This is a genomic window from Mesorhizobium sp. WSM4904 (assembly GCF_029674545.1).
Lineage (GTDB): Bacteria > Pseudomonadota > Alphaproteobacteria > Rhizobiales > Rhizobiaceae > Mesorhizobium.
Genome location: NZ_CP121354.1, coordinates 287881 through 302884, shown reverse-complemented (window position 1 = coordinate 302884; position 15004 = coordinate 287881). Strand labels below are relative to the sequence as shown.

Annotated in this window: 12 protein-coding genes; 9 read left to right on the top strand and 3 right to left on the bottom strand. The window is 65.0% G+C overall.

Translation table 11 applies throughout. The features are described from left to right. Window positions 1–23: 23 nt before the first annotated feature. Together QAZ47_RS01395 and QAZ47_RS01390 are read right to left on the bottom strand one after the other, a co-directional pair. A complete protein-coding gene (locus QAZ47_RS01395) occupies window positions 24–1115 on the bottom strand; it encodes a glycosyltransferase (protein WP_278232244.1) in 1092 nt (363 codons plus the stop codon). 261 nt (window positions 1116–1376) lie between these two features. Beyond that, on the bottom strand, window positions 1377–2156 hold the full coding sequence (locus QAZ47_RS01390; RefSeq protein WP_278232243.1) for a helix-turn-helix transcriptional regulator: 780 nt from the start codon (window positions 2154–2156) through the stop codon (window positions 1377–1379). 164 nt (window positions 2157–2320) lie between these two features. On the opposite strand from QAZ47_RS01390, the gene QAZ47_RS01385 reads away from it, so the two are divergent. Genes QAZ47_RS01385 through QAZ47_RS01365 form a run of 5 tightly spaced genes read left to right on the top strand, consistent with a single transcriptional unit; the run spans window position 2321 to window position 8752 of the window. Next, a complete protein-coding gene (locus QAZ47_RS01385; RefSeq protein ID WP_278233748.1) occupies window positions 2321–4408 on the top strand; it encodes a hydantoinase/oxoprolinase family protein in 2088 nt (695 codons plus the stop codon). A gap of 13 nt (window positions 4409–4421) precedes the next feature. After that, the gene (locus tag QAZ47_RS01380) at window positions 4422–6617 is read left to right on the top strand and encodes a hydantoinase B/oxoprolinase family protein (RefSeq protein ID WP_278232242.1); all 2196 of its coding nucleotides are present in this window, start codon (window positions 4422–4424) and stop codon (window positions 6615–6617) included. 4 nt (window positions 6618–6621) lie between these two features. Then, window positions 6622–7128, top strand: coding sequence for an acetone carboxylase subunit gamma (locus QAZ47_RS01375; RefSeq protein ID WP_278205177.1), 507 nt, complete (start codon window positions 6622–6624; stop codon window positions 7126–7128). A gap of 7 nt (window positions 7129–7135) precedes the next feature. Beyond that, complete coding sequence (locus tag QAZ47_RS01370; RefSeq protein ID WP_278232241.1) at window positions 7136–7906, top strand: glucose 1-dehydrogenase; 771 nt, start codon at window positions 7136–7138, stop codon at window positions 7904–7906. Window positions 7907–7924: 18 nt separating this feature from the next. Then, entirely contained in the window at window positions 7925–8752 is an 828-nt protein-coding gene (locus QAZ47_RS01365) for an SDR family oxidoreductase (protein ID WP_278205174.1), read from the top strand. A gap of 59 nt (window positions 8753–8811) precedes the next feature. Here QAZ47_RS01365 and betI read toward each other — a convergent pair whose 3' ends face one another. Next, complete coding sequence (betI, locus tag QAZ47_RS01360) at window positions 8812–9450, bottom strand: transcriptional regulator BetI (RefSeq protein ID WP_278205173.1); 639 nt, start codon at window positions 9448–9450, stop codon at window positions 8812–8814. A gap of 132 nt (window positions 9451–9582) precedes the next feature. Here betI and QAZ47_RS01355 point away from each other — a divergent pair, with 132 nt between their 5' ends. From QAZ47_RS01355 to QAZ47_RS01340, 4 genes are all read left to right on the top strand, one after another. Beyond that, a complete protein-coding gene (locus tag QAZ47_RS01355) occupies window positions 9583–10599 on the top strand; it encodes an alcohol dehydrogenase catalytic domain-containing protein (protein WP_278232240.1) in 1017 nt (338 codons plus the stop codon). A 102-nt stretch (window positions 10600–10701) separates the two neighbouring features. Then, window positions 10702–11643, top strand: coding sequence for an ABC transporter substrate-binding protein (locus QAZ47_RS01350; protein ID WP_278232239.1), 942 nt, complete (start codon window positions 10702–10704; stop codon window positions 11641–11643). Between the two features lie 87 nt (window positions 11644–11730). After that, window positions 11731–12792 (top strand): betaine/proline/choline family ABC transporter ATP-binding protein, encoded by a 1062-nt coding sequence (locus QAZ47_RS01345; RefSeq protein ID WP_278232238.1) that lies wholly within the window; start codon window positions 11731–11733, stop codon window positions 12790–12792. Between the two features lie 77 nt (window positions 12793–12869). Continuing rightward, on the top strand, window positions 12870–14870 hold the full coding sequence (locus QAZ47_RS01340; protein WP_278232237.1) for an ABC transporter permease subunit: 2001 nt from the start codon (window positions 12870–12872) through the stop codon (window positions 14868–14870). Window positions 14871–15004 lie beyond the last annotated feature (134 nt).

The window sequence follows — 15004 nt, the reverse complement described above, 5'->3', positions numbered from 1 at the left end:
GCGGAAAGTCGGCCATCCTTTCGTCATCGGACCGCGCCGTCCGGTCCCAGCCCTTGGCGCACCGCATCTCGGATCGCTTCCGGCCCGAACCGGGACCATGCGCCGTCATAGGCCCGGGCGCGCAGGCTGACGATACGGGCGCGGTCCTGGCAGAGCTCGATCGCCAGGCGGGCAAGGTCGTCGTCACTCTCGGACAACAGCACCTCTTCGCCCTCGATCAGGCCGAGGCCCTCCACCGCCAGCGGCGTCGCGATGACCGGGACCCCCCAGGCCATCGCTTCGAGTATCTTGATGCGCGTCCCGCCGCCCATGGCGAGCGGGACGATGGTGAGATGAGCGGCGGACAAGAGCGGTCTGACATCGCCGGGGTCCTCGACGAGGCTGACTCCGTCCAGCCCTGCCAGGACACGAGCGGACGGCTTGGGCGAACGGCCGGCGAGAACGAGCTTCGCCGTGGGCAGCCTCTCGCGGATGCGCGGGAGGATGGCGTGGGCCAACCGTTCGGCCGCCTCGATGTTCGGCTCGTAGCCCAGATGGCCAACATAGAGGATGAGTGGAAAGCCGCCGGAGACGGCAGGCTGTGGCGGCAGCGACTTCGGCATCGCGTCGGGGCGGGGGATGCCGTTCGGCACGACATGAACGGGAATTCGGGGGTGGACGACCGCTTCCAGCCGCTCTCCGTCCAGCTTCGAGCAGACCCAGATCCGGTCGACGATGGAGGCAGCCTTTTTCTCGAGCGGCCTGACACCGGAGGAAAATGGCCGCCAGCTCTTCTTGCGCGGCAGCTGGTCGGCGAGATCCGATTCGACATTGTGCATGTCGAGGATGAGTTGCCGTGCCATCGGCCGCAGAGGTGCTAGAAGCTTGAACAGCGCAACGCCTTCGACGACGATCGTGTCCGGGCGAAAGTCCTGCACGAGCGCCTTGAGGCGCGCCAGCATCGGAAGCGATATCCGGCTCTCGCCTCGGACCCTTCGCCAGCCAAGCGAGGGCGCGCGCTTGTCGGAGTTGTTGCCTAGCTCAACCAGACGGATGTCCAGGCCGTCAGGTTGTGCCTCGCTGGTCCGCGGCACGAGCGATGCCAGGCAAGCCGGGCCGAACGCGGCAGCGGCCATGGCATTGCCGAAATTCCTGAGGTCGCTGCCGGACGTTGGCGGAAAGGGCGGGTCGTGGCAGACAATCAGTGTTCGTCGCAAGCCAGTCTAACCCCGCTCCAGCCGTCGGACGGCATTGTCGAAACGACTCCGGGCCTGCATCCGCCCTTGTTCCCTGCCCAATTCTCAGCGATCTGCCTTAGCCGGACATTTCCGTCAACCCGCGATGCTTGGCCCGCGATGCTTGGCCTTGCGCGATCCTCGCCACTCCGCGCCCGCGGTCTAGGCATCCATGCGGTGCTGGAAGAATTGCAGGAACAGCTCTCGCTCGGTGGTGATGTCGAGCTTTTCATAGATGCGGCGACGGTGGTTCTTCACCGTGCCGACGGTGATGCCGAGCCGCCCGGCGATGTTGGCGGTCGGGTGTCCGGCCAGGATGAGCTGCACCAGCTCGCGCTCGCGCGATGAAAGCTCGGGCCACAGGCTTTCCGGTATTCTGGGTTTCTGCTGCGGTGATGCGCCGGGACCGGTCGGCTCCGAGGTCCGGGAAAAGTCGCTGCCGCGCGCCTTGATGTCCAGCGCATGCAGGGCTTCGAACACCGGCAGCCGTTCGGTGAGCAGCGCGATCTCGCTGTCCTTGAACGACACGGTCGAGCGATCGAGGAAGATGCCGAGGCACCAGTCGCCGCCATCGGCCAGCATGATGCCCACCTCGTCGCAGATCTCCGACTGCGCCAGGAAGCCGGCTATGTACTGGCCGCGCTTGGCTTCCTCGTCGGCAAGGCCCTTGAGCGGCATGATGCCGAGCCGCCGCTCGCGCCGCCACGAGGCGTAGAAGGGATCGAAGACGTAATAATTGTCGAGATAGCGCCGCACCATCTCGTCGGAGAAGCGCCGGTGCTTGACGAATTCCGGCGTCTTGGTCGCCGAATAGCGCGTCACCGTCACCAGATCATGCGCGATGTCGGTGCCGATCAGGTCGATCAGGCAGTCGACATGCCGGTCGGTGCCGGTGGCGGCGATCGCCTTGGCCAGCGGCGCCCAGATATTGCCCATGCGCATGCCCTTTTCTCGGCGAAGCCAGCCGCGCGGTCATTGTGTCTTTAGGCATATGGCGCGATCCGGCTCTGGGAATCTAGCCTGTGGTCACTCTCGGCAAGGGAAGGCGACCCGTGGACCAGATCACCACCAACCCCATCGTCATCGGCATCGACGCCGGCGGCACCATGACCGACACGATCCTTGTCGATCAGGACGGCCACTTCAAGATCGGCAAGTCGGCGACCACGCCGAAGAACGAGGCCGAGGGTTTTCTCGCCTCGGCCGAGGACGCGGCGGACGCCTGGGGCATCTCGCTGCAGGACCTGTTCTCGGGCGTCAATGTCGTGCTCTATTCCGGCACCGGCATGCTCAACACGCTTTTGTCGCGCACCGGCCGCAAGCTCGGGCTGATCACCACCAAGGGCCTCGAGGACATGATCCTGATGGGCCGCGGCCTGCAGGCCTGGGCGGATTATTCCTACGCCGACCGCCTGCACGCGGTCACCCACCATCATCCCGATCCGCTGGTGCCGCGCCGCCGCACCCACGGCGTCACCGAGCGCATCGATCAGTTCGGCGACGTCATCCTGCCGCTCTACGAGCACGAGGTGCATGACGCCGCCAAGAAGCTGATCGCCGACAAGGTCGAGGCGATCTGCATCATGACCGTCTTCTCGCACGTCAATCCGGCGCATGAGAAGCGCATCGCCGAGATCTGCCGCGAGGAGATCGCCTCCGCCGGCGCCGATATCCTGGTCTACACCAGCCATGAGGTGCGTCCGGTCATCCGCGAGCAGTCGCGACTGAACTCGGTACTGATCGAGGCCTACGCCACCTCGCGCGGCCGCAGGCAGCTCAAGGGCATCGAGGACGTTTCGAAGAAATACGGCTTCAAATATGGCGTGCAGACGCTGCTCTCCTTCGGTGGCCTGACATCGATCAACCATCCGCGCCTGCACGAGACGATGATCTCCGGCCCGATCGGCGGCATCCTCGGCGCGGCCTATGTCGGCAAGCTGATCGGCAACGACTCGCTGATCTGCTCGGATATGGGCGGCACGTCCTTCGACATGGGCGTGATCACGCGCGGCCAGACGCGGATCGAGAACGAGCCGCTGATGGACCGCTTCAAGCTCAACGTGCCGACGCTGCATCTCGACACCATCGGCGCCGGCGCCGGCATGATCCTGAAGGTCGATCCGCTGACGAGAAAAGTCTCGCTCGGGCCGGAAAGCGCCGGCTCCGATCCCGGCCCGATCTGCTTCGCCAAGGGCGGCACCGAGCCCACCATCGCCGACTGCGACGCCATCCTGGGCCGTTTGAACCCGCACTATTTCCTTGGCGGCAAGGTCGTGCTGCAGGTCGAGAAAGCGCGAAAAGCCTTCGAGGAGAAATGCGCCCGCGTGCTCGGCGTCGGCGTCGAGGAAGCCGCCGAAGGCATGATCGACATGCTGGAGGCCGACGCCAACAACGCGCTGCGCCGGGTCATCTCCGGGCAAGGAATCCATCCGTCGGAATTCACGCTTCTGTCCTATGGCGGCTCCGGCCCGCTGCATCTCGCCGGCTGCTCCAGGGGCATCGGCTTCAAGGATATCATCACCTTCCAGTTCGCCGCCGCCTTCTCGGCCTTCGGCTGTACCACCGCCGATTTCATGCGCCGCCATTCGGTGTCGACGCAGATCGACATCGGCGCCCGCGCAAGCGACGATGAGCTGCAGGCCTTCGGCGCCAGGGTCACCGCCGTCTGGAACGACCTGACCAGGGCCGCGATCGACGAGATGGTCGCGGACGGGCATGCGCTTGATAAGATCAAGACCGTGCCGTTCCTGATGATGCGCTACACCGGCCAGCTCGAGGACGTCGAGGTGATGGCGCCCCTGTCGGCGATCAATTCGGCCGAGGACATGCGCAAGGTCGTCGCCGAGTTCGAGGCGGTCTATGCCAAGGTCAACCACCGCGTCTCGCGCTATGGCGAGGTCGGCTTCTCGATCACCGAGCTCGGGCTGATCGCCACCGCCGACAAGGTGAAGCCGATGCTGGTCAGGCGTCCGCTCGGCAAGTCCGACCCCGCGTCGGCTCACAAGGGTATGCGCGAGGCCTATATCGGCGGCCGCTGGCACAAGGCCAATCTCTACGAGATGGACCTGCTTCAGCCCGGCCATGAGGTCATCGGCCCGGCCATCATCGAACATTCGGCGACGACGCTCGTCGTCCATCCGCAGGACCGCGTCTTCGTCGACGAATGGACGCTGCTCCACTACTCCCATGCTTGAGAGGGCGAACGCCATGCTGGACAAACCCGCTTCCGCGCTCCGCATCCGCGAACGGCTGATCGAATCCGAACGGCTGATGGACGAGACCGGCTGCTATGACGGCATCACCGAGCTCGAGCTGCGCAAACAGGATCCGCTGAAGTTCGAGACGCTGCACACCAAGCTGCGCGCCTACTGCGTCTCGGCTCGCGAGATGGCCCGCCGCATCTCCGCCTCGCCCGGCGTGCGTGAGGTCGGCGAGATGGTCGTCGCCATCTACACGCCCGAAGGCGACGCTATCGCGCTCTCCAACGGCATCATGGTGCACGTGCATACGATGAGCCGCTTCATCAAATGGATGATCCGCAACGGCTACGAGGAGAACCCGCAGATCCGCGACGGCGACATCTTCGCCAACAACGACGCCTTCATCGGCACCGTGCAGGTGCCGGACGTCATGGACGTGATGCCGATCTTCCACTCGGGCAAGCTCGTCGGCTGGGCGGGCGCGGTCTGCCACGAGCTGGAGGCCGGCGGCATCACGCCGGGCGGCGACGTGGCGCTGGCGCAGGAGCGCTTCACCGAGGGCCTCTTCGTCTGCGCCGAAAAGGTCGGCGAGAATGACGAGCTCAGGCGCGACTATGTCATCCGCTGCGAGCGCAATCTCAGGATGCCGATCTACTGGGTGCTGGACGAAAAGGCCAAGGTCGCCTCCTGCATCGACATGCGCGAAAGCGTCAAGGCGCTGATCGACGAGATCGGCCTCGACTACTGGATGCAGGTGTCGAAGGAGTTCATCGAGGAGGGCCGCCGCGCCCAGCTCGCCCGCACCCGCCAGCTCACCGTTCCGGGCATATATCGCGGCCACACATTCTACGGCCACGTCACCGCCGGCAAGCCCGGCTACCAGCCGCTCGGCGATCCCGACTGGCTCTACAACATCCCGATCGAGATGGAGATCACCTCGGACGGGAAGATCGTCATGGACTTCGAGGGCACGCAGCCCTGGGGCTACCATTCGATGAACTGCACGCCGGCCGGCATGGATGGCGGCATGTTCGTGACGCTGACCCAGCACATGAACTTCGAGGGCCTGGTCAATGACGGCGCCTGGATGGCGACGGAGCTGAAGCTGCCCAAGGGCACCTGGACCAATCCGGACAACGAGATGGTGGCGACCGCCACCTCCTGGGCGCTGCTGCTCCCTGCCTATGGTGTCTTCCAGCGGCTGTTGTCGCGCTCCTTCATCGCCCGCGGCTTCGTCGAGGAGGCCTTTGTCGGCCAGGTCAACAGCCCGATGATCGAGATGGGCGGAGAGAGCCAATACGGCACGCCCTTCGGCATGGCGCATTTCGAATGCGCCGCCGCCGGCTCCGGCGCCTTGGCCATCAAGGACGGGCTCGACACCGCCTATGTCGGCTGGAATCCGGAATCCGACATGGGCAATATCGAGATATGGGAACAGAATATGCCGATGCTCTATATCGGCCGCTCGATCGTTCCCAATTCCGGCGGCGCCGGCAAATATCGCGGCGGCTGTTCCTTCCTGTCGACCTGGCTGGTCTCGAAGACCGACCATCTGCGGCTGGTGACCTCCGAGCATTCCTCCCGGGTCTTCGACAATGGCGGCCTGTGCGGCGGCTATCCAGCGCCGACTTGCCAGAAGCACCGCGCTGTCCGCGACAGCAATATCTTCGAGCTTGCCGAAAACCGCGCGCCGCTGGCGCACCACACCGGCACCAACCCGTACCGCTCCGAACTCGAGGTCCGGCTGGAAGGCGAGCATGTGACGCTGGAAGGGCCCTACATCACCGCGCCGCACAAGACCGGCGACGTCTTCACCCACTCCTACAATGGCGGCGGCGGTTACGGCGACGTGCTGGAGCGCGATCCCGTAAAGACCGCCTGGGACGTCGAGAACGGCTTTCTCACCAAGGAAGCGGCTGAAGGAATCTTCGGCATCGTGCTCGACGAGGACGAAGAGGGCTTCCCGGTCGCCAATCTCGAAGCCACTAAACGCCATCGCGCCGAGATGCGGGCAAAACGCCTGGCGCGCGCCAGGCCGGTTTCGGAATGGATCGCCAAGGAGCGCGAACGGGTGAAGGCGGCCGATTTCGCGCCCGAGGTGCAGAAGATGTACGCAAGCGCAATCAAGCTTTCGCCGCGCTTCACAAAAGACTTTTCGGCCTTCTGGGACGTCGACGCCAAATCGACCTTCGGGGTGGAGTAAGGACATGACCTCATACAGCAAGGAAGTCATCGCCGATCTGGTTGCCGGCACGCTGCCCTGGCCGCAGACGCGCCGTATCATGAGCGCCTACAAGGACGACGACCGCTTCTTCAAATATGTCGCGGTGCTGCAGGACCGCGTCGGCTGGAGCGACCCGATCCTGCTTCCCGTCGGCGATCACCTCTTCATCTGCCAGAGCGGCGACGAGCGGGTGACGAAATGCGAATGCGGTCATTCCTTCGGCGACTACCGCAAGAACTGGAAGCTCAAGGCGGCGATCATCGTGCGCGACAGCGAGGAATCGTTGCGAGAGATCTACCCCAACAGCGACCTGCCGGATCCGGAATGGATGGAGATCCGCGAGTTCATCTGCCCGGAATGCGGCACGCTTCACGAGGTCGAGGCGGCCGCCCCCGGCTATCCGATCGTGCATGATTTCGAACCCGATCTCGAAGGTTTTTATCGCGACTGGCTGGGCAAGCCGCTGGAGCCAGCTGACAAGGGAGGCTGATGCCGTAATGGGCCGCGTCGCGGGCAAGATCGCTTTGGTCACCGGGGCCGGGCTCGGCCTCGGGCGGGCGTCGTCGCTCCTTCTCGCATCGGAAGGCGCCAAGCTGCTCGTCAGCGACATCGACGAGGGGCTCGCCGGCAACACGGCGGCCGAGATCGTCGAGGCGGGTGGCGAGGCGTTGGCGCTGCGCCATGACGTGTCGAAGCCGGAAGACTGGTCCGCCGTCATGACCGCGATCGAGCAGCGGTTCGGACGGCTCGACGTGCTGATCAACAATGCCGGCATCGCCATCGCCAAAAACGTCGAGGACACGTCGCTTGAAGAATGGCGGCGCACCATGGCGGTCAATCTCGACGGCGTCTTTCTCGGCTGCCAAGCAGGTATCGGGCTGATGAAGAAATCCGGCGGCGGATCGATCATCAACCTTTCCTCGATCGACGGCATCATCGGCGAGGCCGAGCTTGCCGCCTATTGCGCCTCCAAGGGCGGTGTACGCACGCTGACCAAGGCGGTAGCCGTGCATTGCGCCGAGCAGCGCTACGGCATCCGCTGCAACTCCATCCATCCCGGCTATATCTGGACGCCGCAGACGGAAAACTATCTGCGCGACCTCGGCACGCTCGAGCAGGAGAAGGCCAAGGCGCTGTCGCGCCATCCGATCGGCTTCCTCGGCGAGCCGAACGATATCGCTTACATGGTCCTTTATCTCGCCTCCGACGAATCCAAATTCGTCACCGGCTCCGAAATGGTCGTCGATGGAGGCTATCTTGCAGTGTGAATATGGAGACCGTCCGCGATGACCAATCTCACCGGCCGCAGCGCCATCGTCACCGGTGGCTTTTCCGGCATGGGCTTCGCTATCGCGACGGCGCTCGCCAAGGCAGGCGCCAATGTCGCGGTCGGCTCCTATGTCGCGCCGCCACAGGCAGGCAGGGCGGACGCGGCCTATTATCCCGGCGCGGACGAGATCGAGCGCGTCCGCGCGGCACTCGGGGCGCACGGCACCAAGGTTCACGCAGCGCATCTCGACGTCCGCGACAGCGCGCTCACCAACCTCTTCTTTGCCGAGGCCGAGGCGGCCGTCGGTTCCGCCGGCATCCTCGTCAACGCCGCCGGCACGACGGCCGAGCAGCCGGTCTGCGGCCATTCCGACGAGTTGTGGGACAAGATCGTCGACACCAATCTCACCGGCGCCTTCCGCACCACGCGAGCCGTGCTGCCCGGCATGATCGAGCGCGGCTGGGGCCGGATCATCAACATCGGCTCGACGGCGGCTTCCGTCGGCTGGAAGGATAATCCCGCCTATTGCGCCTCCAAGGCCGGCCTGCTTGGGCTGACCCGCTGCGTGGCTTTGGAAGGGGCCCCGCATGGCGTCACCTGCGTGATGATCAGCCCGACCTGGGTCGAGACCGAGCTTATGCGCCGCAACGTGGCGCAGGTCGTCGAGCGCGAAGGCAAGGGCCGCAGCGTCGAGGACGCGATGGACGAGTTCCGGAAGGCCAACCCCCAGGGGCGCATGCTGCAGCCCGACGAGATCGCGGCGCTGGCCGTCTTCCTCTGCTCGGATCTCGCCAAGGGGATCACCATGGAAAATATCCAGATCACCGGCGGAGCCCTATGGTGAAACCCGCGCCGATAGAAAGAGCGTGTAACCGGTCGCAGACGGCGACGCATTCCAAAACGTCAGGCCGCCCGCAGCTGAAGCCTTTTCAGCTTCGACACCATGCCCGCGCCAAGCATCTTTTCCGAATATTCGACGAGCAGCGCTCTCGCCTCCAGATGCGAGATGGCGTCGTCGGAATGACCGCGCCGCAGCCAGAACCCGTCGAGCATCGCGGCAAAGCCGCGCACGAAATGGTCGATCTCCTCTCTCGACCACAGCGGCGAAAGCGCCGAGCCGATATTCGACCGCAGCCGCTTGTAGAACAGCTCCTGCAGCCGGGCATAGCGCGGATTGTGCGCCGCTTCCGCGTAGAACGAAATCCAGGCATTGGCCGTGCTGCGCTCGAACTTCTCCTCCGGAAAATTGCCGTCGACGATGGCCGTCAGGCGATCCCAACGGGTCTCGGCCTGGCGCAGATTGACCACCACCGCGTCCATCAGGACACGATTGGCGTACCGCACCATCTCGAACAGCACCTGGTCCTTGTCCTTGAAATAATAGGTCAGGATGCCCTGCGACATGCCGGCCTCGTGGCAGATGCGGGTGGTCGTCAGGCCCTTCAGGCCGTCGCGCAGGAAGATCCGGTGCGCCGCCTCGATCAGCTCGACCCGCCTGATGTCCTCGATGCGGGTCCTTTGTTTCTTTGTCCTGGTCGCCATGAGTTTCGTATATCCGACGAAATTTTTGTACGCTCTAACAAATTTTTCTATTGTCATATAATTTTGGCAGGCCTAGGCTGCCAAGGCAAGCAGATGCCTTACGGACTATCGATGACGTCGCACCAACAAACGATGCGGGCCGCGGTCCTGGGCAGGTACGGCGAGCCGCTCGACGTTACCAGCGTGCCTCGTCCCGTCGCCGGCCCCGGTCAGATCCTGGTGCGGCTGCAGGCCTGCGGCGTCTGCCACACCGACGTGCACATCTGGCGAGGCGAGAGCGTTCCGCCGCATGCGCCTTCCCCCTTCGTCATGGGCCACGAGGGCATCGGCCGCGTCGAGGCGATCGGCGACGGCGTCAGCGGCTGGGCGTTGGGCGATCGTGCCGGCGTCCCCTGGATCCACGACACCTGCGGCCGTTGCGACGAATGCCTGGATGGGTACGAGTCCTTCTGCCAGCACCATCGGGCGCATGGTCTGAACGTGCCCGGCGCCTTTGCCGAATATGTCGTTTGCGACGCCAGGTTCGCGGTAGCGTTGCCCGAGACCGTCGACCCGGTGACCACCGCGCCGGTGATGTGCGCCGGCATCACCGCTTACGGCGCGATGAAGCGGGCCGGGCTGAGGGCAGGCGAGACCGCCGTCATCTTCGGCTGCGGCGGCCTCGGCCTCTATGCGGTGCAGATCGCCAGTCGGCTCGGCGTCAGGGTGCTCGCGGTCGATCGTGATCCGGCGAAGCTGGAGATCGCCCGCCGCCACGGTGCGGCGGAAACCGAAATCGCCGACTCCGGCCTCTCTTCGCGCCTTGCCGCCAAGGCTGAAAAATATCACGCCTGCATCAACTTCGCGCCGACCACGGCGACCTGGGACGCCATGCTCGCGGGCATCCGCCCTCGCGGCAGGGTCATCGCTGCCGCCATGGTCTTCCAGCCGGTGCCCCTGATCCAGGAATGGCTGACGGCCACCGGCGTCGTCATCACCGGCACCAGCGTCGGCACCAGGCAGGAGATGCGCGAGCTGGTCGCCATGCACGCGGAGCAACCTCTCGAAACCATAGTCGAGACCATCAGGCTGGACGAAGTCTCGGACGCGCTCGCCGCGCTTGAAAGAGGCCAGTCGAAAGGCAGGTTCGTCATAAGCTTCACCGACTGATCGACAGTGTCCTGCGGCCGGGCGCGCAGAGAGAGGTTTGCGGAGGCCTCGCCATCAACGATGGAATTCAGCTCAAACCAAAACAGAACAGGGGAAACCATCATGCCGAACACAATGAACAGACTGAGAAATGTCGGAATTGGCCTGGCGCTGGTGCTCGCCGCAACGACGGCCGGCCAAACCGCCGATCTCGGCGCCAAGGACGAGCCGATCAAGCTCGCCATGCTTGAATGGACGGGCGCGCATGTCTCCACGCATATCGCCGGGCAGCTTCTGCAAAAGCTCGGCTACAAGGTCGAATACGTCACCGCCGGCAATTTCCCGCAATTCTCAGGCTTGGCCGACGGCTCGCTCAGTGCCTCTGTGGAAGTGTGGATGAACAATGTCGGCGACATCTACCCCAAGACGCTTGCCGCCAAGCAGATCGAGGATATCGGCAAGCTCGATCTGAAGACGCGCGAAGGCTGGATCTATCCGAAATACATGGAGAAGGTCTGCCCCGGCCTGCCGGATTGGACGGCGCTCAACAAGCCGGAATGCATCCAGGCGCTGTCGACGCCGGAAACCGCGCCCAACGCGCGCTTCCTCGACTACCCCGCCGACTGGGGCTCGCGCGCGGCGACCATCATTGCCGACAATTCCATGCAATACACCGCCGTGCCCGCCGGTTCGGAAGGCGCGCTGGTGGCCGAGCTCGAGGCGGCGGAGGCCGCCAAGAAGCCGCTGGTGATGATGTTCTGGGGCCCGCATTATGCGCTCGCCGAAAACGACGTCGGCTGGGTCACCATGCCGCCCTGCAAGGAGCAGACCAACGAGCACTGCATCACCCCACCCGATGTCGACAAGATCGTCTGGTCAGGCTTCGGTGCGAAATGGCCGGCGGCCTATGCCTTCCTCAAGGCTTTCAAGATGGACGCCGGCGAGCAGGAGAAAATGATGCTGGCCGTCGACAAGCAGGGCAAGGACCTCGACGCCGTCGTCAAGGAATGGATCGACAAGAACGAGACTGTGTGGAAGCCTTGGCTCGACGCCGCCAAGGGATAATCCGCCGATGTGCCTGGCAAGGGCCGAAGGCAATCAATGCCTGGCTCCCGCGATAAGCGGGACCAGGCAAGGCGAGGGCAGTTGCCGATGAACGCCGCCGCGCGCCCGATAAAGCTTGCCTGCCGCAACGTCTGGAAGGTCTACGGCCGGCGTCCGGGCTACTATTTCGACTCGCGCGGCTATGTGATCGATCCCGATGCGCTGGCCGAGCGGCTGCGCGCGGAGGCGCATCTGCCGGCAGTGGTCGATGCCAGCTTCGAGGTGGCGACCGGTGAGATCTTCGTCATCATGGGTCTCTCCGGTTCCGGCAAGTCGACGCTGGTCCGCTGCCTGTCGCGCCTGGTCGAGCCGAGCGCCGGCGAGATCCTGCTCGACGGTAAGAACCTGCTTCAGGCCAGCGGCAAGGAACTGATCGAGCTGCGCCGTCATGCCATGGGCATGGTGTTCCAGAATTTCGGCCTGCTGCCGCATCTGAGCGTGCTAGACAATGTCGCCTTCCCGCTGAAGATCCAGGGCAAGCCGGCAAAAGACCGCGAAGCCCGAGCCCGCGAGATGGTCGCGCTGGTCGGGCTCGAAGGCCGCGAAGCCTCGTTCCCGCATCAGCTTTCCGGCGGCCAGCAGCAGCGCGTCGGCATCGCCCGCTCGCTCGCCGTCGGGCCGGAACTCTGGTTCCTCGACGAGCCGTTCTCGGCGCTCGACCCGCTGATCCGCCGCCAGATGCAGGACGAGTTCCTGCGCCTGCAGAAGATGCTGAAGAAGACCATCATCTTCATCACCCATGACATCGCCGAGGCTTTCCGCCTTGCCGACCGGCTGGCGATCATGCGGGCCGGCAAGATCGTCCAGATCGGCCGCCCGGCCGACATCGTGCTCAATCCCGCCGACGACTATGTCGCGCAGTTCACCGAGGACATGCCGCTGCTGCGCGTTATCACGGCGGGCGATGTCGCTAAGCCCGCCAACGGAACGGCGCTGCCCGAACGGACCATCGCCGCCGATACCAGCCTCGAAGCGCTGATCCCGCAGCTCGCCTCCGGTGTGGCGGCCTTCACTGTGCCCGGCGCAGGCGACGGCCCGCCGGCGGTGCTCGACGCTGGCGCGGTGCTTGCCGTGCTCGAGCGCGAACAGGCAAGGCGCACGCACTCATGACGGCGCCGGCCGCGGCATTACGCTCCTCGTCGAGGTTCGCAGTCGATCGGGCCCTCCTTCCCTGGTGCGCTCTGGCCGTGCTGACGGCGCTTTGCCTGCTGTTGAAGGCGGACTTCCCCTGGCTGGTCAATTTTCCCAAGGAATGGACGCTGCCGCTGGCCGCCTATGTCGACGCAGTGACCGTCGCCGTCGTCCAGCCGGCGTTCCGGGCGCTGTCGGCCTTCCTCGATGCGCCGATGCGCGGCGCGCGCCTGGCGCTCGCCTGGCTGCCCTGGCCGGCGGTGATGCTTTGCGTGGCGGCTCTTGCCATGAAGTCGAGCGGCGGCCGGCTCGCCATCTTCGCCCTGCTGGCGCTCGCCTATATCCTCTTCGCCGGCTACTGGCCGCAGAGCATGAACACGCTGGCGCTCGTGCTGCTGGCGGTGCCGATCTCGACCGTGCTCGGCTTTGTGCTTGGCGTCCTTGGTTATGCTCGGCCGCGGCTGCGCCCGGTTCTGCTCGGCGCGCTCGACCTGATGCAGACCGTGCCGGCCTTCGCTTATCTCATCCCGCTATTGCTTCTGTTCGGCTTCGGGCCGGTTGTCGGACTGATCGCCTCCGCGATCTATGCGACGCCGCCGATGGTGCGCAACACCATGCTCGGGCTTGACCGCGTGCCGGCCGCCATCAGCGAGGCCGGGCTGATGAGCGGCTGCACGCGCCGCCAGCAATTCTGGCAGGTCGAGGTGCCGACGGCCCTGCCGCAGCTCCTCGTCGGCTTCAACCAGACGACGATGGCGGCGCTGTCGATGGTCATCGTCGCCGCCATCATTGGCGGCTTCGAGGATATCGGCTGGGAGGTGCTGTCCTCGATGCGCAAGGCCGAGTTCGGCCAGAGCATTCTTTCAGGCCTGGTGATCGCGCTGCTTGCCATCCTCATCGACCGGCTCACCATCGGCTTCGCCAGGGAGCCCGAAGCCGGGCCGACGCGCGCCATGCAATGGATGACGTCGCGCCGCCTGGTGCTGTCGTTGGCGATCGCGCTTGCCGGTGCGATTGTCATCCATCTCGCCGCGCCGGGCGCAACGCTTCTGCCGGAAACTGGGCTACGCATGGAAATGGGCGCCGTCAACCAGTGGCTGCTTGGGATCGTGCGCGACTATGCCTGGTTCTTCGACGGCGTGCGCAACGCGGTCCTCTATTGCCTTCTGCTGCCGATGCGGGTCGGCATTTCGGGGTCCGCCACGCCGGCCATCTGGGGCTTTGCGCTGCCGCCGGCGGCGATTGTCGCCTATTTCGCCCTGGCTCTGGCGTTGGCCGCATTGTCGATGCGCAGTTTCGGCTGGCGGGCGGCACTGGCAGTGCTGGCTGCGGGCCTCATGCTCTACACCGGTTTCCTCGGTCTGCCCTGGCCGGTCTTCATCCTCGCCACAGCACTCCTTGCCGGGCAGGTCGCAGGGCTGCGGCTCGGTCTTTTCGCGCTCGCCGGCTTCGCGCTGATCCTCGTCAACGGGCTATGGCCGCAACTCGTGCAGTCACTCTATCTCTGCACGCTGGCGGTGCTGCTCTGCCTGCTGGTCGGCGGCGCGCTGGGGATCTGGGCGGCGCATAGCGACCGCGTCTCGCGCATCCTGAAGCCGGTCTGCGACGCGCTGCAGACCATGCCGCAATTCGTCTTCCTCATCCCGGCGCTGATGTTCTTCAAGGTCGGCGAGTTCACCGCGCTGATCGCCATCATGCTCTACGCCATCGTGCCGCCAATCCGCTATGTCGAGCACGGACTGAGGCATGTGCGCGCCGATGTCGTCGAGGCGGTCGAGCAGATGGGCGCGACGCCGATGCAGACGCTGCTGCAGGCCAAGCTGCCGCTGGCGTTGCCGGTCGTGATGCTCGGCCTCAACCAGACCATCATGGCGGCGCTCTCGATGCTGGCGATCGCCGCCCTTGTCGGCACCCGCGATCTCGGGCAGGCGGTCTATGTCGCGCTCGGCAAGGCCGATGCCGGCATGGGTTTGATCGCCGGCCTGTCTATCGCCTTTCTCGCGATCCTGGCCGACCGGCTCATCCAGGCGGCCGTCGCTCGATCGGCGCTGGCTTGAGGCCCGCCCCATTCCGGCCTTTTCGCTATGCAACATGGCTTGGATGACCGCCCCTTTTTGCCCGTGACAACATTTCCGGTTGAGCCCCCGGCGATAGGGCGATAGATTATGCTGCAGTGCACAATGAGACCCGG